The following is a 21,490-nucleotide window of genomic DNA, read 5'->3' as shown; positions in this document are numbered from 1 at the left end:
AGGAGTGGCATACTTGAAAAAAATAACTAAAATGGTCGCAGCTTTTCTGGTCATGTTCGTCATGATCTTGGCAACTAGTCAAGTGGCAACTGCCCAGGAGTGGGCTTTTCAGCCAATTGATGATGCCAATAAGGTTTGGGAAATCCGATTCAATTTTCCATTAGACCCTCAATCTGTGTCGTCGGACAGTGTTTATGTTCTGGAGGGATCGAATAAACATGCAACAACGCTAGATTTGGCGAAGGATGGTAAATTATTATGGGTATACCCAGCCGAACCTTATGAGAAGGAAAAACAATACCGAGTGATGATCACGAGTGGTGTGAAATCCGATGGAAAAGCATTGAAGACACCCGTTGAGGTTCCATTCCAGTTGGTGGATTTAAATGACAAAATCCAATCGGTATACAGTAAAACAGTTAACGTCCTTACCACTGTTACTGTCACAACAAGTCCAGACGTACACAGTGTCAAAATAAGTGGGGATGAAATGAAGTTCGAAGGAAATAATACGTTCACACAAACACTCGTCGATGTTAAAAACGGTTCTACCCTTACGATTTATGGCTATGACGAAAACGGTAAACGTATTGAAACAAAAAAATACAAGGTTCAATAAGAAGGAATGCCGTGTTCGAAAACAATACCGAATTGTTTTCGGACGCGGCACTTTTTATTTTTGGGAAACATGTCTCCAGTATTCAACATTTTCCTGCAAGTAACCAATGAACTCTCGAAAATTAACAACGCTTCTTCTAAACAAAACAACACCCCTCCCAACATATCCAAAATTCCAGCGAAATGGTTCTTCCGCTTTACAATAAGTCCATTTGCAATAACGAAATTTGAACTATATAATTTAGTAGACTCACAACTTAATAGAATAGGCATTTTAGCCCCATACTACATAAAAATTTGTAAAGAACACGAATGAGGAGGATGTGAAAAAATGTTTGGCCAGGTCAAGTTATACAAGCAATTTTTAATGAGTTTCATCGTAGCGGTGCTTGTCGCTACAACGGTGATCCCTGTAGCGAATGCTGCAACGGGATTTTCTGATGTTTCATCTTCAAGTTCGCATGCTGAAAATATTGAGCGGGCGGTTGAAATGGGACTGATCAAAGGACAAAATGGTAAGTTCAATCCGAATGATACGATTACGCGTGGACAAGTTGTGAAAATTTTGGCCCGCTATTTGGAAAATAAGCATGGGAAGAAAAGTACCTCGAAGGTCGAGCCTTTTGCCGATGTGACAGCAAAAGCGAAAGACAAAGAGTTGTATAAAGCTTCGCGGGTTGTGAAGTATCATGAAGCGTTTATGGGGGATAACAATCGGTTGCGACCGGGAGAAATCATGACGCGTGAACAGATGGCAAGTGTCCTTGTCCGAACTTTTGAATTGGAGCCGAAAGCGGGGAATGCTAGGATTACAGATATCGATCAAGTAAGCGAAAATCACAGGAAAAATGTGCAGACGATTGCCAACTTGGGCATTTCGTCGACAGCGGACGGTCGTTTTTCACCAAAACAAGCGGTGACACGTGCACAGTTTTCCAGTTTCTTTGTCCGAACGATCGATGGTCATGGCGGCCTTCCGAAGTCGATGAACGGTTTGAAAATCTCCAATGTTGTTGCACTTGATGATGCCAACCAAACGTTGCGTATTGATTTTAGCAAAGCGATCACGAAATTGACGCCTGCGGATATTGATGTTCGGCACGCGATAACAGGTGCGAATTATGCTGTGAAAGCAGTGGAGCTTGCGGAGAATGGCAAAAGCGCTCAAATTGAACTGTTTACGAATTTAATGGCGGACCAGGCGACTGTTGGCGATTACCATGTTACCGTGAATGTATTTGGAGAGGGATTGACGTATTCGTTCAATCGATCCACTTCTATAGAAAGTTTTGTTGTGGATATTGATGTGAGTAAAAACAAAATCACGTACTTCACGGACAAAGGCTCTACGAAAACGATTGATATGCCGGCTACGACGAAGAACTTGGATCTTCAAGAACTGCTCGGTGCAAAAGTCCGTGTGTGGCTTGACGCTAAAAACAAGCCGACCGATGTAGAGTTGCTGAAGCAGAGAACGAAATACGATGCAATTGAAATTACGAAAATCGATGAAATTCGGCTGATTTCAGAAGGGAAGGCCTACAAAATATCGACGGACACCTTCCCGAATGCTCCAAAGAAAAATCAATTTGCTTTCTATTTAAATGGACAGAAAGCCGAGATTGGGGAAAAAGACGATACAAAGAAAAAAGTGAAGGTCAAAGATCATTTCAACTTTGCCAAAGTGAGCTTTGACGATAGCGGAAAGATCGTATTTGTAAGTGCCTATAACTTGAATGAGTTTTTAATTGTGGATCGAGTGCAGGACAAAGACGTGATCGGTTATCCTGGGGAAGGAACGGGCGGCATTTTCAATGCGAAAGACGCGACAATCATTCAAGACGGCAAGATTGTAAAACCAAGTAATCTCCGTCGTGGAGATGTGTTGTTCTTTAATAAGGAAGCAAACAAGAAGAAAGGCTTTGCGGAAGTTGCGGAACCTGTCGCCAAAGGAACTCTCGATGCTGTTTCTTCGAATGAAGTTCGAGTCGATGGCAAGATTTATCGTTTGCATGAGCCTTCCAAGTTGGAAGATTATAAAGTGAACTATGACGCTGCCGTTTATCTCCATCCTGACGGGAAAACGGAAATGATCGACTCCACTATTGCAAGGGCCCTCCAAAATGTAGGCACTATCAAGGTTTATGCAGACAGGGCAGGCAATGTGGTCTATATCGAAGGCAGTTCCGTGAAAGTGGAACGCAATCAAGCCATTGCCCTATTACTTGTGGACATTGTCGGTGACAGACAGTCCGGCAGGGAGTTTTTTGAAGTGGATGCCCTTCTCGCAACGGGTGAGAGAAGATGGTTCACATCAGACTTGGACAGTTTGACGAGTATCATCGTGGATGATACAACGTATGATATTAGTAAAAGTGGCAAATGGAAGGCAGAATTTGTCTACAAGGATGCCAAAAACCAAAAAGACCCAACGACCATTCTTCTATCTCATAAAAGCGATAAAAAGACGGTGAAAGTACCGATGAATAAGACGAAAGGGCAACTCGTCCGCTTGCATATGGATCGGGATCATCGGAAATTGGAATCGATGGAGTTCTTTAAAAAACGTTCGGCCAGCAAGAAAGCAGTTGTCAAATCGAGCGACACCGAGATTTCAGGCAAACGGTTGAATCCGCAAACGATTGTCTTTGATACGGAATATTTCAATGCGAAAGATATTCAAGTTACTACATGGGGCGCTTATAAGGGCTCTGCGAATGTTGCCTCCATGATTTATGATGAAAACAATGCGATTATCGCGTTCATCACGGAGAAACCACCGAAGTGACAATGGCAAGTCTTTAGTCACTGAAAAATTCCAATAAGCAAGAAAAGCAATCCTCCAAAGTCCTTTAGGGCTTGGAGGATTTTTTCATGGCTGTTGTCCTTGTCTGCCAAGAATTACTATGTTACTATCATTTTAGTGACTACAGAACTGATTTCGGATTTTGGTCAGAAAGAGAAGGATTTAGGAGGTAAGGATTATGAAACATCTAAGAATAGTCGTTTTGTCAGCAATGGGACTGCTGATCGGGTCGGGTATTTTTGTTTTATCGACCAATAAGGTAGAGAGCAAGTTTGCTGGGAAAATGGAATCGAATCCAACGGCTTATCTTGAGGCGACACAGTTACATGCCAGTTTCAAAATGGGTGGACGTGTGAGCGAGATCCTTGTGAAAGAGGGCGATGTCGTCAAGAAAGGACAAGTGCTGGCACGCCTTGAAAGTGAAGAATTGCTCACGAAAGTTGCACAGGCTGAAGCGGCGGTGGAAGTGCAGAAAGGGAAGTTGGCGGAAGCGCAATCTGCCGTACAAATGGCGCAAGGAAAAGTCGGAGAAGCGGAAGCCTCAACAGCGGCCGCAGCAGCAAAGAAGTCACAAGGGACGGATGCTGCCCGCTTAACGGCCCAGTCTGTGGAAAAACAGGTGAAGGAAGCGCAAGCGGTTGTCAAGGCGGCGGAAGCCAAATTGGCAGCACTTCAAAATGGGGCTAGAGCGGAAGAAAAACAACAAGCTAAAAGTAAATTGGAGGCAACAAAAAAAGCGCAAGAAACGGCTCAAACCAATCTTGAACGATTGCAAGCACTATTCGAGGAGGGCTTGACTTCCCAGGCTGCATTGGAAGAGGCGGAGATGAATTTCAAAAAGGCGAGCTCGGAATATGAAGTGGCAGAGCAAGCTTATCAAATGGTGACAAGTGGACCGCGCCAAGAGGAAATCGATGCGGCAAAGGCGCAGCTTGAACAAGCGAAAGCTGTACTGGAATTGGCTGAAGTGAGCCGTGGTCAGGTCGCTGTCCAAGAAGGCGATATTCTTGTCGCAGAAGCGGGAATCAAACAATCGGAAGCGACCATTTCATCGGCGAAATCCGGCATTTCACAGGCAGAAGCGTTAGTACTTTCCGCGCAGGCTGGACTCCAGCAAGCGGAGGCGAGCCTTGCTGAAGCTCAAACGTATGTCAGCTATATGGAATTACTCGCCCCGGCAGATGGAATCATTGTGTCGAAGTCGGCTGAAACAGGTGAACTCGTCGGATCGGGATACCCGGTGTTTACTATTGAAGCACAGGAGGATAAATGGACAACCTTCTATTTCCCTGAAACAGATGTGACGGCCCTGAATGTTGGACAAGAGGTGCAAGTCCGCTTGCTGTCAACTGGGGAAGAAGTAGAAGGGGAAATTATTCAAATGGAGCCGGCTGCTAGCTTTGCAGTGAAAAAGGCTTCTCAAAGTTTAGGAGAGACGGATATCCGTTCATTCGGCGTGAAAGTCGCCTTTCCACAATTGCCGGAAGGAATTGTGACAGGAATGACGGTTCAATGGAGTGAACAAGGGGTAAAGGATAATGAATGAGGCAGGATTGAAAATCGGTGATGTGATTAAAGAAGAGTGGATGAATATTTTCAAAGATAAGCGTTTGCTGGCGATGTTGGTATTAGTGCCGCTTCTCTATTCAGCCATGTTTGCCTATCTTTATTCCAATCACAACGTGAAAGAGATGAATACGGTATTATTCGATCAGGATAATAGCCAGCTCAGTCGGCAAATCGTTCAGTCTTTTGATCAATCCGAATCATTCAAGGTAACCAATCTTGTGTACTCGGAGTCCGAGATTGAACAGGCGATTGCGCTTGGCGAGGCAAAAGTCGGGATCATCATTCCGAGTGATTTTTCAGCCCGCCTGAAGCGCGGGGAAAGTCCATCCGTCCTGACGATGATTGATGGCAGCAATATGATGATCTCCAATTTAGCGACCCGTTCCGCCAACGAAATCATCAGTACCATCGGCATGGGGGCGTCAGTTGAACAGCTGCAGCAGCAAGGTTTACGCAGCGAAGAAATCACAAAAGTGTTTTCACCGATCCCGTTCAGTTATCGGGTGCTTTACAACCCGACATTTGACTATAGTGTCTTTCTTGTGTACGGTTTAATCGGGACGGCACTTCAGCAAGTCTTGCTTTTAGGAATTGCGTTAACGGTTACGCGTGATAAGGAATTGGGGATTTGGGGGCGTTTTTCAAAATGGAGGGAGCAACCATGGAAAATCGCCTATGCCAAATGTGCACCCTATTTTTTGATCGGTGTGCTGAATACGTTTGTTGCCTATCTCGTGGGGATTTATGCCGTGCAACTTCCTTTTAGAGGACAAGTACTGCCCTTTCTTTTATTGACATTCAGTTTTGCTTTTGCTTTAATTGGACTGGGTTATTTAGTAAGCTTGTTCTCAGAAAACCAGCTTGCATCCACTCAATTGGCGATGCTGATTGCGGTACCGTCGTTTCTGTTATCGGGCTTTACATGGCCGTTTGATGCGATGCCGACATTGTTGTCGACGATTGGGCATGCATTGCCTTTAACGTATTTTCTCGATGGGGTCCGGGAAATCTTTCTGAAAGGGAATGGTTTTGTTACCATTTGGAAAGATCTCGTCGCCTTGCTGTTAATGGGATTGGTGACGTTCTTCCTCGCGATGATTGTGACAACGCTCAAGCGCTATTGGGAGAAGAAAGAAAGTGGAAAAGTGTCAAGCTCTAACGCCGTGTAAGACGTTAGAAAAACTGCATGCAGCAGAGGAGGATTACAATGAAAAAACTACTGATTGTATTCGTTGCGATGTTCGGTTTGGTACTCGCAGCGTGTAATGGAGAGACAAAAGAGGAAACACCAGAAAAACCGGGTGAAACGCCACAAGAACAACCACAAGAAACACAGACGCCGGAAGAAGCACCTGAAATTTCAAAAAGCGTGATCGAAAAAGCGGCAACTGCGACAAAGGACAACATGATGATCGAAGATGCGACTGCTGAAGTGAAGGACAATACAGTGAACCTTTTCGTCACTGTATCGGATGCTTCCATTGATGTGAAGTATGCGGAAGAGACAGGAGAAGAGTTTGCCAACTTGCTAGCTTCCAATTATGCTACAGAAAATCCATCTGCATCCAAGCTATGGGAGATGTATGATCTGAAGATTACGATTGGGACAGATAAGGACAATCCGTTATTTGAAGGCTCGAAAACAACTGATGCCGAAAAAATTAAGTGGTAAATTGAATGAGAAAAGATCCTCTTAAGTCATGCTTAAGAGGATCTTTTCGTTTAGCCCATTATTCTTTGGCTAGCCCTTTTTTAATCATATCAATTTCAATTGTGTAGTTTTGGAAGGATTCTTCAAAGGATAATTCCAACGCAAAGTTTTGGATAAGATTTTGAAATGTGACGGCCAAAATAATGCGGATGACATGAAATAATTCCTGTTCATCTGTAATATTCAATTTATCTCGATTGATCAAGTCATGATGTTCGATTTGTCGGCAAGCATCTTCCATATTGACATTTTTCGCAATTGTGTTTTCCACTTTGTGATTCATATTTAAAAAAGCATTTTTAATGAACATCCCGTAATCTTGGTTTTGAAAATCCGTTAACATCCCTCGGAACATACCCTTGAAGGAGTCAAATAAGTCTCCGTCATTTTCTTTGAGAAGGGAAATGAATCTCTCCTCGTTCTGTTTGGCGTATTTTTCTAAGATAAAGAAGAATAAGTCATCCTTGTCCTCGAAGTATTGATAGAAACTGCCCCGAGCGATTCCTGCATGTTTGACGATGTTGGAAATGGATGCTTCGTTTAAAGGAACGCGTGAAAATTCTTTCACCGCCGAATCGATCAACGTATCTTGTTTATCTTGAGGCAAATTAAAAAAGGTTTGTTTAGGCACACTTGTTAACCTCCTGGCAATGTATAATCTCGGTTGCTTCTAAGGAGCGTTCTCCCTGTATATAAATGAATGAAATAATGGCACGAACAAGTACAATCTAATAGTAAATGACACGGTGTCACATGTCAATGATGAAGAAGGGCTATCCCATAAGTCAGAAAAACGGCTTATGGGATAGCCTTTTTGAAAAACGTCAAAACCGTGACCAACTCAGAAAAAGTAATGACGCATTGTCATTTTATTATTGACATATGACACACCGTCACTTACGATAAGTGCAGTACATGAAATGACACACTGTCACTTGTTTAGGTGGAAAGGGGGATCATAGATGAATGTAATGGAGAAAAAGCATACGGGGAAAATTGAACTAGAAGATGTAAAGCAGTGGAGTCTCCTCCTATTGCCTTATAAATTTGCTTTAGATGAATTGAAAACAAAAGTGAATATCATGGCTGAAGAAACCATGTATATGAATGACGCCAATCCGATTGAACATATTAAAACGAGAATAAAAAAAGTGAATAGTATCCAAGCGAAATTAGAAAGAAAAAATATCGCGCCTACCATGAGAAATGCGAAAGACTCTATATTCGATATTGCAGGAATGAGGATTGTTTGTTCTTTTATCACGGATATCTATGATATTTATGCTAGATTATCAAAGCGGAGAGATATCAAAATACTAGAGGTAAAAGATTATATCAAGTCCCCGAAATCGAACGGTTATCAAAGTTTACATATCATTGTCCAAGTACCCGTGACATTATCGCATGGCGTCGAACAGGTTTATGCAGAGATCCAGCTTCGAACGTTAGCAATGGATTTTTGGGCCAGTCTGGAGCATAAAATCTATTATAAATACGACAAAAAAATTCCTGGAAACTTGGAAAAAGAACTTCTCAAAGCAGCGCAAACGGCCAAATTGATGGATGAAAAAATGATGGGAATACGGGAAGAGGTCAGAAGCCTTTCTTAATCCGGCGATTTTGTACGAAAAGGAAGTCCCGCGTTCCTTAATCTATGAAAATATGGAATGGCAGTTTAACAGAAGTATAGTTTAGGTGTTGAAATCGGTCGTGGTCGATGGTTTATGTAAAACTTTGTACTCTCGGTCTATATGATTTTAATTTACAAAACCTTAACATTGAAGCAGAATCTTAGAAAATAAACGATTATTGGTTGTATTGTTTGGACTGTGAGTATAAAATGGTTGAGGAGCTGGAAGGCATGTTTAAAAAGGGTGGTTAGATAGAGAATAACAATTGTAAACTATTAGTAACTTTACATGCTGATAAGATTACATAATCATTGTAAGATAATAGAAATATATGATACCAGTTTGTTATAATAAAATAGGTTTACTAAGCACTAGAAAAGTAGAGAGGAATGGTTGCATGAAAAAAGGTACTGCGTTAGGACTAGCATTGATGTTGGCACTCCCGAGTATGTCGACTGTCGCATTGGCAGATGGAGTGGAAGAAGTTGAAGATGTCAACGTAACCGAAGACGGTGAAATTATAGAAGATGGTGAAATTGTTATAGAAGGAGAGCTTGAGGAAGAAGAGCTAGAGGATATCGAAATGGAGTTAATCGACAGCCTCTCACTCGAAACGGTGCTTGACCTTGCACTTGAGGATAATTACTCTCTTTTGCTTCTAAACTATCAATTGGAACTTCTAGAAAGCCAAACAAGTGGGACAAGCAAGGACTATGGTGAAACAGCTTTCGATATCCGAGATTTGGAAAGAACGAAAAAACGTTTGCAAAAGGCTGGGGGAAGCGCTTCTTTCGCGGAACGCCTTCAAATTCAAAACCAGCTAGAAGCATTGCAAGATAAGATCGATGCAGTTGAAGATGCGCTTGATCAGATGGAGTCCGGCCAACTTTCCTTGATCTACTCGGAAGAAGAAGCGCGAGAAAATATTAAAATGGCAACGACTGCGACGTATATCCAATTGTTAATGGGTGCGGAGCAGCAAGAGTTGCAAGAGAAAGCTCTTAAGGTAAAAGAAAAAGAAGCCGATATTAAAAAGCGTCGCTATGAATTAGGGCTTCTTTCCCGTGATGAGCACTCCAAAGAACTACGCGAAATTGAGCGCCAAGAAATCCAACTCGCATTAGATAAGAAAGAATGGGATAAAAACCTGGCGGAATTCGCACTTGACCTAGGGATTGTCTATCATCCGGAGTTGACGCTGCAACCACTCAATGTTGAGGAGTTGGAGCTGATTGAACAAGAAACCGAAACACAAGAGCTCATTGAAAACTCGTTCAAATACAAAAGCCAACTCAATACGATTGAACTGGCTGAGAAACAACGTATAAGAGTCCATGAAGATGAAGACTCGAAATCATACGACAAAAATCAGGCGGATATCAATGTGAAGATTGAAACAGAGAAGCTTGAACAGTTAAAAGTGGATATGGCCATTTCGATCCGACAACTATTCTATGACGTAGAAGATGGTTTCCAAGCCATCAAGGATGCGGAGCGGGAATTGAAGTTTGCGAAAGAAGACGATCAGACGCTAAAACGTCGCTATCAGTTAGGACTTGTTTCCCGTGCGGATTACGAACTGGCTTCCATCCGTTTGGATCAGGCGGAGCTATCACTTGGTTTAGCAAAAGATGCCTACATCTTGTTGACGAAAAAAGTCGAACTGCTTGAGGCAGGCGTCATTTAATTAGGAAGAACAAACTAGTAAGCTGGAAATGAAATGCGTATAAGAAGCGGAACTGTGCGGCGATCGCCAGTCCGCTCTCTTCATTTGCGTATAGATTGTAAAGGGAGGATTCGATTCTGAGATGAAGCGAAAGAACAATAGGAGAATACTAGGCTTTTTATCCATTATAGCGGTTATGGCTGTAGTGGCTGGCTGTAATAAGGATGAGACGTCTGGGGAAGAAGCACCGGTTGCGAAAGAAATTCCGGTTGAAGTTGCGGAAGTGACTTACGGAGCCTTAAGTGATAGTAATCGATTAACCGGTACGATCATTCCTGAAACGGAAGTGGACGTCGTTCCGAAAACGGCCGGCGAGTTTAAAGAAATCAAAGTGCAAAAAGGGGATATTGTCAAAGTCGGACAAGTCCTTGCCCGACTTGATGATACAGCCGAGCGAAATGCAGTCAAACAACAGCAGGCCGCTTTAAAACAAGCCCAAAGCGGTTTGAAAAGTGCGCAAAGTGGTTTACGCAATGCACAGAGTGGAAAGTCGAAAGCTGAAAAAAGTTATTCACAGGCCCAAGCATCTGTGAGACAAGTCGAGGCTTCTTTAGCAGAAGCGCGTAAAGGTAAAAATGACAATTTGGACAATATCGAATTCCAAATCAAAAATGCAAAACTGGCTTGGGATCAAGCGAAACAAAACTTGGAGCGTATGAAAGCTTTGCATGATGAGGGACTCATTTCCCAACAAAATTATGAAGACGCTGAGAACGGTGAAAAGAATGCTAAAAACGCTTATGATCAAGTCGTTTTGAACAAAAATCAAGCGAGCAGCGATTTAAGTTTACAGTCGCTGGAAGCATCTTTAGACCAATCCAGAATCGGAGCAAGCATTGCCCAATCATCGATTCAAGATGCGGAGATTGGAATTATGCAAGCGCAAGCAGCTGTTGAACAAGCCCAAGCAGGGGTCGAGCAGGCACAGCTGGGTGTCGATTCAGCGAATGAGCGATTGGATGATAAGGTGATTGTGGCGACCGCATCCGGAGAAGTGACACAAGTTTCTGGTGAAGTGGGTGCCATGGCGTCCGGTCAGCAACCCTTTGTAACGATCGTATCCATTGATACGGTAGAAGTGAGTGTCAATGTCCTTCCGGATCAATTGTCCATCTTCAAACCGGGTGCAACGATTGACGTCGAAGTGAATGGCATGAAAGAAAAATTTAAGGGAACCGTTTCCTATGTTTCTGCAGTGAGTTCCGGCTCTGGTTTGTTTACGGTCGAGGCACAAATCGACAATCCGAACCATCTGATCCGACCTGGTATGGTGGCTACGATTATCGTGGATGAAGTATTGGCGTCCGATACGATTCTCGTTCCAACGACTGCAGTGATCCAGAAGGAAGGACAATCGGTCGTCTTTACGATTGCTGATGGAACGGCTGTGTTAAAAGAAGTGGAAGTTATCCGCTATGGAACAGATTTAACTGCTGTCACAGGTGAGTTAAATGAACATGAAGAAGTCGTTATTAAAGGGCAAAACCTCCTGAATGATGGAGATTCCGTGAAAATCATGAAGGAGGACTAAGCTTTGAAACTGATTAAAGGTTCGATAAATCGTCCTGTCGGGGTCATCATGGTTGTTGTGCTCGCACTCGTTTTGGGCTTCATCTCGGTTCGAAATTTAGCCGTGGATTTATTTCCTAAAATGGATTTGCCGATCGCGGTCGTGGTCACAAGCTACCCGGGTGCTGCCTCGCAGGAAATTGAAGAATTGGTTAGTAAGCCAATAGAATCAGCGGTTGGAACGCTGGAAGGTATCGACACGATCCAATCCATTTCACAGCCATCTTCATCGATGGTCATCTTACAGTTTGACTATGGAACAGATATCAAAGCGACTTTAAATGATATGAGGGAAAAGCTGGATCCTGTGCGTGCCCAATTGCCGGATGGTGCGAATGCCCCATTGGTTATGCGTCTTGATCCTCAAGCGATTCCGATTCAGACGATCAGTTTAACTGGTGCAGATTTAAGTGAGTTACAAGTCATTGCTGAAAACGAGATCCAGCCTGAATTCGAGCGTGCACCTGGAATTGCTTCCGCTAGCATTACAGGTGGATTGAAAAGGGAAATTCAGGTCAATTTGGATCTTGGAAAGCTACAAAACTTCGGGCTTTCGGGATCGCAAGTTATCCAAGCGTTAGGGGCGGAAAACCGCTCCATTTCTGCAGGGACTGTCGAACGTGGCGGTGAAGACGTTCAAGTGCGGATCGACGGGGAATTTACGTCGGTCGAAGATATTATGAACACCCAAATTGCACTTGTCAGCGGTGAGACGATTAAAGTGAGGGATGTCGCCGAGGTAGTGGACACGTTTGAAGATCAAACGACAATCTCTCGTGTTAATGGAGAAGATACACTGACATTCTCCGTTATGAAGCAATCGGATGCCAATACGATCAGCGCAGCAAATGAGATTAATCGAGTCATTGACAAGTTGAATCCGAAGTTGGAAGAACGCGGCTTGAAACTGACAACGACGATGGATACATCCATATTCATTTCAGATTCGATTAATTCTGTCATGGTCAATATGGTTGTCGGATTTGCCTTAGCAATGCTTGTTTTACAATTATTCTTGCGGAGCATCCGAACAACATTGGTCATCGGTCTGACGATGCCATTATCCCTGCTCACGACATTTACATTAATGTACTTGACGGGCGAAAGTATCAACACCATTTCGATGGGTGGTTTGGCTATCGGAATCGGCTTGATGATTGACAGTGCCATCGTTATTCTCGAGAATATCTTTAAAAAGCGTACGGAAGGCATGCCAATTAAAGAAGCGGCATTGGCAGGGGCGACTGAATTAGCACCGTCTGTCATTGCGGCCACCTTAACGACTGCGGCGATTTTCGTACCGATGCTCTTCATCAGCGGACTTGCAGCACAGATGATACGCCCGCTTGCGTTGACGGTCGTCTTTGCGGTGTCGGCAGCACTTATTGGTGCCATCACATTCCTACCGATGATCTCTTCAAAGTTTTTAGGAAATGTAGCTGCATCTTTTGATGGTGAGGAAGGCAAAGGTTGGTTCAATAAGTTATTGAACAAAGTGACGAATAGTTATGTCAAGCTCTTGGAAAAGGCTTTAAGAGCCCGGAAAAGAACGATTGCTATCGTTGCGGCAACTGTCGTCGGAAGCTTGTTTCTTGTCCCCTTTATCGGATTTGTCTTGATGCCCTCTGCTGACAGTGGAGAGATGCAAATCAATGTGGAGCTGCAGCCAGGAACCCAATTGGCTGAAACAGAGAAAACGGTTCAAGACATTAGTGAACGTCTGACCCAATATGATGACATCATCGATATGACGACTGTCACCATTGGCGGCAGCTCGATGGGAATTGGCGGAGGCAGCTCGGAATATGCGAGTTTTGCGATTAAATTTGTCAAAGCAAGTGAACGGGATGTATCGACAACGGAGTTGATTGGTGAAGTCGATACCTTGCTGAGCGATATTCCTGGCGCGAAAATCACCGTGCAAGAGAATGATCAAGGAATGAGTTCAGGTTCCCCGATCCAAGTTGAAATTGCAGGTGATGACTTAGCTGTTCTAAGCGATCTATCCCAACAAGTTGTTTGGATACTGCAAGATATAGACGGCACCCTCAACATCGAAAGTACTTCCGCGGAAGGACGACCGGAAGTTCAGGTCATCGTGAATCGCGAAGTGGCGAGTCAATATGGACTTTCTTATCAGCAAGTCATGAACGGCGTCAGCATGGCGTTCAGTGGACAAGTCGCCACAAAGTATAAAGAAGATGGCGATGAGTTTGACGTTCGGGTTGCATTCCCGAAAGAAAGCACACAAACGATTCGTGATCTAGAAACATTTGTCATTCAAAACAGCGAAGGCGTCCACGTTCCGATTACGGCTGTGGCAGAGTTGAAGCAAGTCCAAGGTCCGACCGAAATCAACCGGAAGAACCAAAAACGACAAGTGAATGTCACAAGTGATGTCATCGGACGTTCTGCGGTGGAAGTATCCCAAGACTTGAACGCCAAGTTGAACGAACTTGCGCTACCAGAAGGTTATGAAGTCAGTACAGGCGGGGAAGCGGAAGATATCGCCGAGGAGTTTACGGCACTTGGAATTGCGCTCGTACTAGGTGTAGTACTCGTGTACATGGTCATGGCGTTCCAATTCGAATCCTTTACGCATCCGTTTGTCATCATGTTCTCCCTGCCAACAATGATTATCGGAGCGATGGTCGGACTCTTTGTCACCAATATCCCGCTCAGTGTCACGGCATTTATGGGGATCATCATGTTGGCCGCCATTGTATTGAATAACGGGATTATCCTCGTTGACTATACCAATATCTTACGATCACGAGGAATGGAAAGAACCGAAGCGCTTATTGAATCCGGACGCAGCCGACTTCGTCCAATTCTAATGACTTCCGTCTCCACCATCTTTACGATGATTCCAATTGCCTTTGCATTTGGTGAAGGAGCAGAATCCAACCAGCCGATGGGCGTCGTGGTTGTATTCGGTTTAGCTGCTTCCACCGTACTGACCCTCGTTTTCGTACCGGTTATGTATGTCGTCATTGATAATCTGGCGGAAAAAACAAAGAACAGATTCAATGGAGAAAAAAGGTCAAAGAGGAAAGCTAATAAGCTAAGCCTCAATGGGAAAAGCGAATCATAATCGCTTGAATGTATAAGCAAGACTAGAAGTGTCAATCAACCGAAATTGAAATGCTGGTGTTTTCATACACAGAAAAGGATCCAAGGCAGCTACCTTGGGTCTTTTTTGGCGTATTTGATTTTGTTTCAGTTACTAGGTTCAAACAACATTGTGTTTACTGCTAATTTACCTCCTACTGTAGTTAAGAAAAAAATTTTACGTGTTCTATCCTTTGTGATAATTGAAATTTAGGGGGAATAAAGCTAGCAAATTTGCAATATGCCTTCATTTATTCAATGCAAACCGGCATTATCGGCTTTTCAGTACATTTACGACAATTTACACGCTGAAATTGTTGGTGTATGGTGGATGAAAATGAAGGGTGTGAGTGACATCGAAGATCAGGTGATGAGTGTCGGTTTGGAGGGGATGCGGGGCCATCTAGTTATTGTAGAGGCGAATGTACGCGTCGATAAAGAAGGTTGTTTAATCGTAGGGCTGCCGGATGTTTCGATGAAAGAGTCGAGAGAACGGATTTTAAGCTGTTTGCATGCGCTGGATATCGATGTCTCCATGAAAAAGATGACGATTCATCTATCCCCGGCAGATAAACGAAAAACAGGTACTGGTCATGATTGCGCTATGTTAATTGCCGTGCTACAAAAAATGTTGCCGGAACCACTTCCGATCGATCGGAAAACATGTTTTCTCGCGGCCTTATCACTGACAGGAAATTTGGAACCATTCCATGGATTGATTCCGACCATTCAACAGGCTATATTACTTGGATTCAAGCGAATCATACTTCCTCCGATAGATATCGGTTTTCTTGGAAAGAAGCCTTCAGTTGAGTTAGTGCCCGTTCATTCTGTCTCAGAATTGCTGAGCTATTTACGAGGACAGCGAGAGGAGGAATTGCCAACTGAAGCGCTCATTTCGATCCATGAACCGATCCATCCCGAGACGATGGAACAGCCCACGGATTTTGCCAATATACGCGGACATATGGAAGCAAAGCGGATGCTAGAGATTGCGGCGGCTGGGGGACATCATGTCCTGCTCAGTGGTCCTCCGGGATGTGGGAAGACCATGTTAGCAGATGCATTCCATACCATTTTACCTGATCTGTCCAATGACGATATGCTAGAGACTTTTGGAATCTACCATCTTGCGAAAGAGAATCGAGGATTGTCAAAACGACCACCTTATCGGCACCCTCATCATTTAGCTTCGGCTGTATCACTCATAGGAGGGGGCACGTATCCGAAACCCGGAGAGATTTCGCTTGCACATAAAGGCGTCTTGTTTTTGGATGAACTCGGTGAATTTTCAAGAAAAGCATTGGACATGCTCCGGCAGCCTATGGAAATAGGTGAAGTGACCATCAACCGGGTGAGGCAAACGGTCACCTATCCTGCATCTTTGATACTGATCGCGGCAACCAATCCTTGTCCATGCGGTTATTTCGGCTCCAATGAGCGGTATTGTACTTGTACGCCATTTCAAATCAAAACGTACCAACTGAAAGCATCGGGCCCACTCATCGATCGTTTCGATTTCCTCATGACGTTGCAAAGCGTCGGATTAACAGAGGAAGGGGTAGCGGAGACTTCAGCGACCGTACGTGCCCATGTTTCAGAAGCAAGAGCCATTCAAAAGGAGCGTTACCAAGGGACAGGGCTGAATGGTAATATTCCTTTTAGCCTTCTTATGGAAACAACAAGGTTAACCGATGAACAGTTGCAACACCTGCAAATGATCTGTTTTGACGAAAAATGGAGCAACCGGACACAAGCGAAACTCATTCGAATCGCACGGACGATAGCAGACCTAGCTACCGAAAGAGAAGTGAGCGAAACAGCCATCCAAGAAGCTATCAAATGGAAACGGATTGCCGCGAACCTTCAAAATGCTACAATTAAAGCAGTAAACCATCGCTAGATAAAATCGCAACGAATTCTTCCCTAATCACTATTAATTCACGGAGAAAAACCTTATACTATAACCTATAGGAGTGGGTCATATGGACAAGCAGCTAATCGAAATGATGGGCAAAATGATCGAACAAATGAACGGTGTACAGTCAGATGTCCAAAGTATGAAAACCGACATCCAAGGTCTGAAAACAGAGATGAAGGATATGAAAACCGACATCCAAGGTCTGAAAACAGAGATGAAGGATATGAAAACCGACATCCAAGGTCTGAAAACAGAGATGAAGGATATGAAAACAGATATCCAAGGTCTGAAAACAGGGATGAAGGATATGAAAACCGATATCCAAGGTCTGAAAACAGAGATGAAGGATGTTAAAACCGATATCCATGACCTGAAAACCGAGATGAATGAAAGGTTCGATACCGTCGATATAAAGTTGAACGGTGTCGGTCATCAATTCGAGGAACTATCAAAAAATACGGTTCAGTTACGGGAAGATATGAAGAAAGAGCTGAAGTACGTCACATACAAAATTCATGCCTTGGATCGGGAAGTATTTATGCGAACCGATTCATTACATTAAAGAAAATAGGATAAAAACGAACTGAAAAGCCAATTGACCGATAAAAAGGTCGAAGGGCTTTTTCTTGTTCAACGAGACCACTGATTTCCTAACAAATTGTATCGAAACCAAAGGGTTGTGAACGATTATTTGACTAAAATGTGACACACTGTCGCAACATATTGACATGTGACACAGCGTCACTTATTATGGAAATAACCTGAGGAATGACACGTTGTCATTTGATGGGATCACTTTAGCTAGAGGGAGGACTTTTTTGAAAACCAACGATCGAAAAACGGAACAATCCCTTCTACAGAAGGGCTACTCTACGACTGCCCGAATTGTGAAAAAGCTACAACTACAAGGAATCCAAGCGGAAGTGTGCAAAAGAGTAACAATAGGGTTGCTTGCTCCGTTGGAGAATCCCCGGGAAAGCTTAGACATTCTATAAAATAAGTTAGGCAACCCAAACACTGGGTTGCCCAATCCCGGGGGCTATTTAAGGTAGAAAACGGTAAGGAAGAACTTGCTCTGTGAACGTTCAGTGAAAGTCCTTCCTTTTCTTGTATTTATTCAAGTTGGACTTCTATAATGGAAGAAGATTAGTAGAATAGGAGTGGAAAATGATGTTGAAAACGGCATTGGGGCGATTTCGATTGATGGGTATATTGGAAGGTGGCTCGTTATTGTTCCTCTTATTCATCGCGATGCCTTTAAAATATTTCATGGATATGCCGATGGCGGTCACGATCGTTGGAATGATACACGGCGTACTGTTTACTATCTATTGTCTAGCCATTATATATACGACATTTGCCGTGAAATGGCCGATTCGATTTTTCTTCGGTGCATTTATCGTAGCATTTATCCCGTTTGGTAATTTCATTTTGGACAGTCGCCTGAAAAAACTGGAAGGCAAATTAACGATGGGCTCTAGGTTGCAATACAATTAGTATGTGATTTTCTAATCGATTGTTACAAGACAGGCTTTCAAGAAGAAACGGTAGGATGATCCCTTTATACGACAGGAGCAGCAGCTAAATTATAAATAGGAGGGATAAGAAATCAATCGGACTATGTCTCGGTTGATTTCTTTTTTTATGTTTTGGCTAATGACAACTGCTGCTGAATCGATTAAATCATCATTTCACGCATCAAATAGCAGATTACCTCACAAAACCTTAATCAATTTAACATACATTTTACAATATTTACACATAACCCATAATTAGTTATAATTTTACAAACGCTTAACAGAAATATTGCTAAGAGAGTGATGCTCGTTTCTAATGATTTGGATGCATTGGCACAGTCACGTTCCTAGCGACGTAGGTATGTGATGCAGCGAAGCATTACCAGCATAGTCAGGTCGGTTATAACTAACGGATGAGTAACATTCTTGCGGGAGTTGGAAGAGCACAGCTTGAAGGGACATATTCGAATCGTTGGCTGACGGCGTTGACGTCGGATCCAGATAAGGTGAGTGTTACCCCTTATGAGCTGATTGATGCGTTGGAAGCAGAGAACATTGAAGCCCGTCCGGTGTGGAAGCCATTGCATTTGCAACCTTTGTTTGAAGGATGCAAGTTTGATCGGCATACGGAAGACGATGTTGTGAGTGAGCGGTTGTTTGTGGGAGGGCTTTGTTTGCCATCGGGGTCGAACATGACGGTCGAGGAGCAAGAACGAGTTATCGGCTTAATACAATAAATATTAGGTATACGAGTTAAGTGTTAACGGATCTGTTTATGATTACAATGATTATACGGTTCGTCGTTTATATATATTGCATCCAACTTCATTATTCTAAGGGTGCATTTGACTAAATGTTTCTCCCCAGTATAGTTGGATGGCGAAGATGACTTGAAGAAAAGATATAAAGTAATGACGATTTTCGGTACAAGACCTGAGGCAATTAAATGGCGCCGCTCGTCATTGAACTAAAATACTTATCCGAATTGTGAAGGGATGGCACATTTTGCGTTCGGGTAAAAATGGATCCTATGCGTGATGGAGGAAGATCGGTAAAAGGGTTGTTTCAAGTATGAAAAAACAGCTGTGATAATCAGATAATCCCTTAGTCAATACTTCTAAGTGGCTAAGGGATTGTTATATTTATCCGGAAATTTTAATTTATAGATTTGGCAAGGTGATAAAATGAAAAATATCACACTACTGACAGTCAAAGATCGGGAAGAAGCGGCACAATAAGTGTTTCAGATGATGAAAGATCAAATGGATAAAGGAAAGCTCGATGTACTCGGTCTTGCAACAGGAAGTACAGTGCTGCCAATCTATGAGAGATTGTATTAATTCCTTTAAAAGTGAAACAGTTGCTTATTGTGTTAAATGGATAGACAGAAGGACCACCATACAGACCTGTTTCTTCGTCCCGCCTGGACCGATTGGAAGATAGAGTTGATTTCAGGAGCCTGTGCACGACACTATTCTGCCAATTCGTTACAATGAAATATAAAAATATAGGAAGTCATTTCGAATCATATCGCGGTTGATTTTTTACATTTATATTGTCTGTTGAATTGTCGTAATTGTATTTTGTACAGGCACTTTTCTCGAATTCCACCGGTGTCAACAGGTGGAGTTTGGCCATACGTTTATATTTAAATGACGGAATATTTCAACATATAGTCATGATTGTAAAGTGCTTTACTTTTTTAACTATGTTCTCCCTTTATAATAATGCCTATAGGAGATTATAAGGGAGAGGTGTTGGAGTGGGGAATGGGGAGAAGAAGCAAAAAAACTGGTTTACAAGGTTTCTTTCTTGGATTGAGAAATGGGGAAATAAGCTTCCGGATCCGGTAACCTTATTTGTAATTTTGTCAGGTATCATATTAATCGCCTCGGCTCTCGGGGCAGTCATTGGACTATCCGCAGTAAATCCTGCCACAGGCGATAAGATTGCTGTTGTTAATCTTTTAAGTGGAGATGGTATTAGGAAAATATTAACTGAATTTGTTGGCGTATTTGCTACCTTTCCGCCTTTAGGATTTGTGCTGGTGATTATGTTTGGTATTGGCTTAGCAGAATCTACCGGTCTTTTAACTTCCTTGATGAAGGTTACAATCATGCGCTCTCCGAAGGTATTAATCGTACCTACGATTGTCTTTATCGGGATGATGGGAAATGTAGCGGGAGACGCTGCATTTATGATCATACCACCGATTGCAGCGATGATTTTTTATTCGGTAGGAAGGCATCCGCTGGCTGGTTTGGCTCTTGGATATGCTTCCGTAGCGGGTGGATTTACGGCAAATTTACTCATTAATACAACGGATGTTGTGCTAGTTGGATTTACGCAGGAAGCAGCAAGTTTAATTGATTCTACCTATGTTGCTAATCCTGCAATGAATTACTATTTTATCACTGCTTCATTCTTTCTTTTAATTCCAGTGGCGATTTTTGTTAATAATAAGATTGTAGAGCCGCATTTGGGTAAATACACGGGTATAACGGATGAACCAGACAAATTAGATGACGTTACAGCAGAAGATAAGCGTGGGTTAATAGCAGCAGGGTTCTCCTTACTCTTATTTATTGTCGTCTTATTGTTAGCTGTATTGCCGGAAAACGCTATTTTACGAAATCAAGAAACGGGTGCCATCATTGAAGGTTCTCCTTTTATGGCATCTTTGGTCCCTCTAACGATGTTGCTCTTTTTAATACCATCCATTGTTTATGGGATTGTGAGTCGCCAATTCAAATCAGATAAGGATCTAGTTCTCCATTTTTCCAAAGCCATGTCAGGTATGGGGACATTTATCGTGTTTGCTTTTGTTGCTTCCCAAATGATTGCTTACTTTAATTGGAGTAATCTTGGTCAAGTTCTTGCGATAAAATCTGCATCATTTTTAACAGCTATTGGTTTTGAAGGATTACCACTTATCGTGAGTCTAGTATTGGTTGTCGCCTTGATAAACTTTATGATTTCGAGCAACGCGGGGAAATGGGCACTTCTTGCGCCAGTGTTTATTCCCATGTTTATGATTTTAAACATCGACCCGGCTTTAACTCAAGTTGCCTACCGGATCGGTGATTCCATTACAAATCCGATTACACCCATGATGGCGTATTTCGTAATCACCCTCACATTTGCTAAAAGATATGAGCCTAAGATAGAAATCGGAAGGTTTATGTCCGTATTATTACCTTATTCAATTTCTTTTGGTGTTGCATGGATTGTATTCTTAGTTATCTGGTATTTAATAGGCATTCCGGTTGGTCCAGGTTATGACGTATTTCTAAATTAAAATCAAAAGGGGA

Annotated in this window: 15 protein-coding genes and 1 pseudogene; 15 read left to right on the top strand and 1 reads right to left on the bottom strand. The window is 42.8% G+C overall.

Annotation, left to right across the window (positions count from 1 at the left end; genetic code table 11):
* Nucleotides 1-13: 13 nt before the first annotated feature.
* The 5 genes from MHZ95_RS17930 (at nucleotide 14) to MHZ95_RS17910 (ending at nucleotide 6,665) form a co-directional block, all read left to right on the top strand.
* Nucleotides 14-619: an Ig-like domain-containing protein gene (locus MHZ95_RS17930; RefSeq protein WP_239392165.1), complete on the top strand. Its 606-nt coding sequence runs from the start codon at nucleotides 14-16 to the stop codon at nucleotides 617-619.
* A gap of 330 nt (nucleotides 620-949) precedes the next feature.
* Nucleotides 950-3,406 carry an S-layer homology domain-containing protein gene (locus tag MHZ95_RS17925; RefSeq protein WP_239392164.1) on the top strand — a complete coding sequence of 819 codons (2,457 nt, stop codon included), beginning with the start codon at nucleotides 950-952 and terminating at the stop codon, nucleotides 3,404-3,406.
* Between the two features lie 196 nt (nucleotides 3,407-3,602).
* Complete coding sequence (locus MHZ95_RS17920) at nucleotides 3,603-4,970, top strand: HlyD family secretion protein (protein WP_239392163.1); 1,368 nt, start codon at nucleotides 3,603-3,605, stop codon at nucleotides 4,968-4,970.
* On the top strand, nucleotides 4,963-6,162 hold the full coding sequence (locus tag MHZ95_RS17915; protein WP_239392162.1) for an ABC transporter permease: 1,200 nt from the start codon (nucleotides 4,963-4,965) through the stop codon (nucleotides 6,160-6,162). Before MHZ95_RS17920 ends, MHZ95_RS17915 begins: the two co-directional genes overlap by 8 nt.
* Nucleotides 6,163-6,200: 38 nt before the next feature.
* Nucleotides 6,201-6,665 (top strand): hypothetical protein, encoded by a 465-nt coding sequence (locus tag MHZ95_RS17910; protein ID WP_239392161.1) that lies wholly within the window; start codon nucleotides 6,201-6,203, stop codon nucleotides 6,663-6,665.
* 58 nt (nucleotides 6,666-6,723) lie between these two features.
* Here the strand turns inward: MHZ95_RS17910 and MHZ95_RS17905 are convergent, their stop codons facing one another.
* Entirely contained in the window at nucleotides 6,724-7,335 is a 612-nt protein-coding gene (locus MHZ95_RS17905) for a TetR/AcrR family transcriptional regulator (RefSeq protein WP_239392160.1), read from the bottom strand.
* Nucleotides 7,336-7,666: 331 nt separating this feature from the next.
* Between MHZ95_RS17905 and MHZ95_RS17900 the strand changes: the two genes are divergently transcribed.
* The 10 genes and pseudogenes from MHZ95_RS17900 (at nucleotide 7,667) to MHZ95_RS17855 (ending at nucleotide 21,477) form a co-directional block, all read left to right on the top strand.
* Nucleotides 7,667-8,314, top strand: a complete 648-nt coding sequence (locus MHZ95_RS17900) for a GTP pyrophosphokinase (protein ID WP_370643103.1) — start codon at nucleotides 7,667-7,669, stop codon at nucleotides 8,312-8,314.
* 418 nt (nucleotides 8,315-8,732) lie between these two features.
* Nucleotides 8,733-10,022: a TolC family protein gene (locus tag MHZ95_RS17895; protein ID WP_239392159.1), complete on the top strand. Its 1,290-nt coding sequence runs from the start codon at nucleotides 8,733-8,735 to the stop codon at nucleotides 10,020-10,022.
* 121 nt (nucleotides 10,023-10,143) lie between these two features.
* Nucleotides 10,144-11,592: an efflux RND transporter periplasmic adaptor subunit gene (locus MHZ95_RS17890; protein WP_239392158.1), complete on the top strand. Its 1,449-nt coding sequence runs from the start codon at nucleotides 10,144-10,146 to the stop codon at nucleotides 11,590-11,592.
* Between the two features lie 3 nt (nucleotides 11,593-11,595).
* Nucleotides 11,596-14,724 (top strand): efflux RND transporter permease subunit, encoded by a 3,129-nt coding sequence (locus MHZ95_RS17885; RefSeq protein ID WP_239392157.1) that lies wholly within the window; start codon nucleotides 11,596-11,598, stop codon nucleotides 14,722-14,724.
* 348 nt (nucleotides 14,725-15,072) lie between these two features.
* Entirely contained in the window at nucleotides 15,073-16,644 is a 1,572-nt protein-coding gene (locus tag MHZ95_RS17880; RefSeq protein ID WP_239392156.1) for a YifB family Mg chelatase-like AAA ATPase, read from the top strand.
* An 82-nt stretch (nucleotides 16,645-16,726) separates the two neighbouring features.
* Complete coding sequence (locus tag MHZ95_RS17875; RefSeq protein ID WP_239392155.1) at nucleotides 16,727-17,224, top strand: hypothetical protein; 498 nt, start codon at nucleotides 16,727-16,729, stop codon at nucleotides 17,222-17,224.
* Between the two features lie 256 nt (nucleotides 17,225-17,480).
* Nucleotides 17,481-17,657, top strand: a complete 177-nt coding sequence (locus MHZ95_RS17870; protein ID WP_239392154.1) for a hypothetical protein — start codon at nucleotides 17,481-17,483, stop codon at nucleotides 17,655-17,657.
* A 175-nt stretch (nucleotides 17,658-17,832) separates the two neighbouring features.
* Entirely contained in the window at nucleotides 17,833-18,159 is a 327-nt protein-coding gene (locus tag MHZ95_RS17865) for a DUF3817 domain-containing protein (RefSeq protein ID WP_239392153.1), read from the top strand.
* 323 nt (nucleotides 18,160-18,482) lie between these two features.
* Nucleotides 18,483-18,916, top strand: a pseudogene (locus MHZ95_RS17860) (DegT/DnrJ/EryC1/StrS family aminotransferase); the annotation flags it as partial.
* A 1,025-nt stretch (nucleotides 18,917-19,941) separates the two neighbouring features.
* Complete coding sequence (locus tag MHZ95_RS17855; RefSeq protein ID WP_239392152.1) at nucleotides 19,942-21,477, top strand: AbgT family transporter; 1,536 nt, start codon at nucleotides 19,942-19,944, stop codon at nucleotides 21,475-21,477.
* Nucleotides 21,478-21,490 lie beyond the last annotated feature (13 nt).

Origin of the sequence: Sporosarcina sp. ACRSM, from assembly GCF_022346545.1 — a bacterium.
Classification (GTDB): domain Bacteria; phylum Bacillota; class Bacilli; order Bacillales_A; family Planococcaceae; genus Sporosarcina.
This window is presented reverse-complemented; position numbering and strand designations above follow the sequence as displayed.

Coding starts and splice junctions, on each gene's coding strand:
- MHZ95_RS17925 (WP_239392164.1), top strand. CDS start 950: ATGTTTGGCCAGGTCAAGTTATACAAGCAATTTTTAATGAGTTTCATC.
- MHZ95_RS17920 (WP_239392163.1), top strand. CDS start 3,603: ATGAAACATCTAAGAATAGTCGTTTTGTCAGCAATGGGACTGCTGATC.
- MHZ95_RS17915 (WP_239392162.1), top strand. CDS start 4,963: ATGAATGAGGCAGGATTGAAAATCGGTGATGTGATTAAAGAAGAGTGG.
- MHZ95_RS17910 (WP_239392161.1), top strand. CDS start 6,201: ATGAAAAAACTACTGATTGTATTCGTTGCGATGTTCGGTTTGGTACTC.
- MHZ95_RS17900 (WP_370643103.1), top strand. CDS start 7,667: ATGAATGTAATGGAGAAAAAGCATACGGGGAAAATTGAACTAGAAGAT.
- MHZ95_RS17895 (WP_239392159.1), top strand. CDS start 8,733: ATGAAAAAAGGTACTGCGTTAGGACTAGCATTGATGTTGGCACTCCCG.
- MHZ95_RS17890 (WP_239392158.1), top strand. CDS start 10,144: ATGAAGCGAAAGAACAATAGGAGAATACTAGGCTTTTTATCCATTATA.
- MHZ95_RS17880 (WP_239392156.1), top strand. CDS start 15,073: ATGAAAATGAAGGGTGTGAGTGACATCGAAGATCAGGTGATGAGTGTC.
- MHZ95_RS17875 (WP_239392155.1), top strand. CDS start 16,727: ATGGACAAGCAGCTAATCGAAATGATGGGCAAAATGATCGAACAAATG.
- MHZ95_RS17865 (WP_239392153.1), top strand. CDS start 17,833: ATGTTGAAAACGGCATTGGGGCGATTTCGATTGATGGGTATATTGGAA.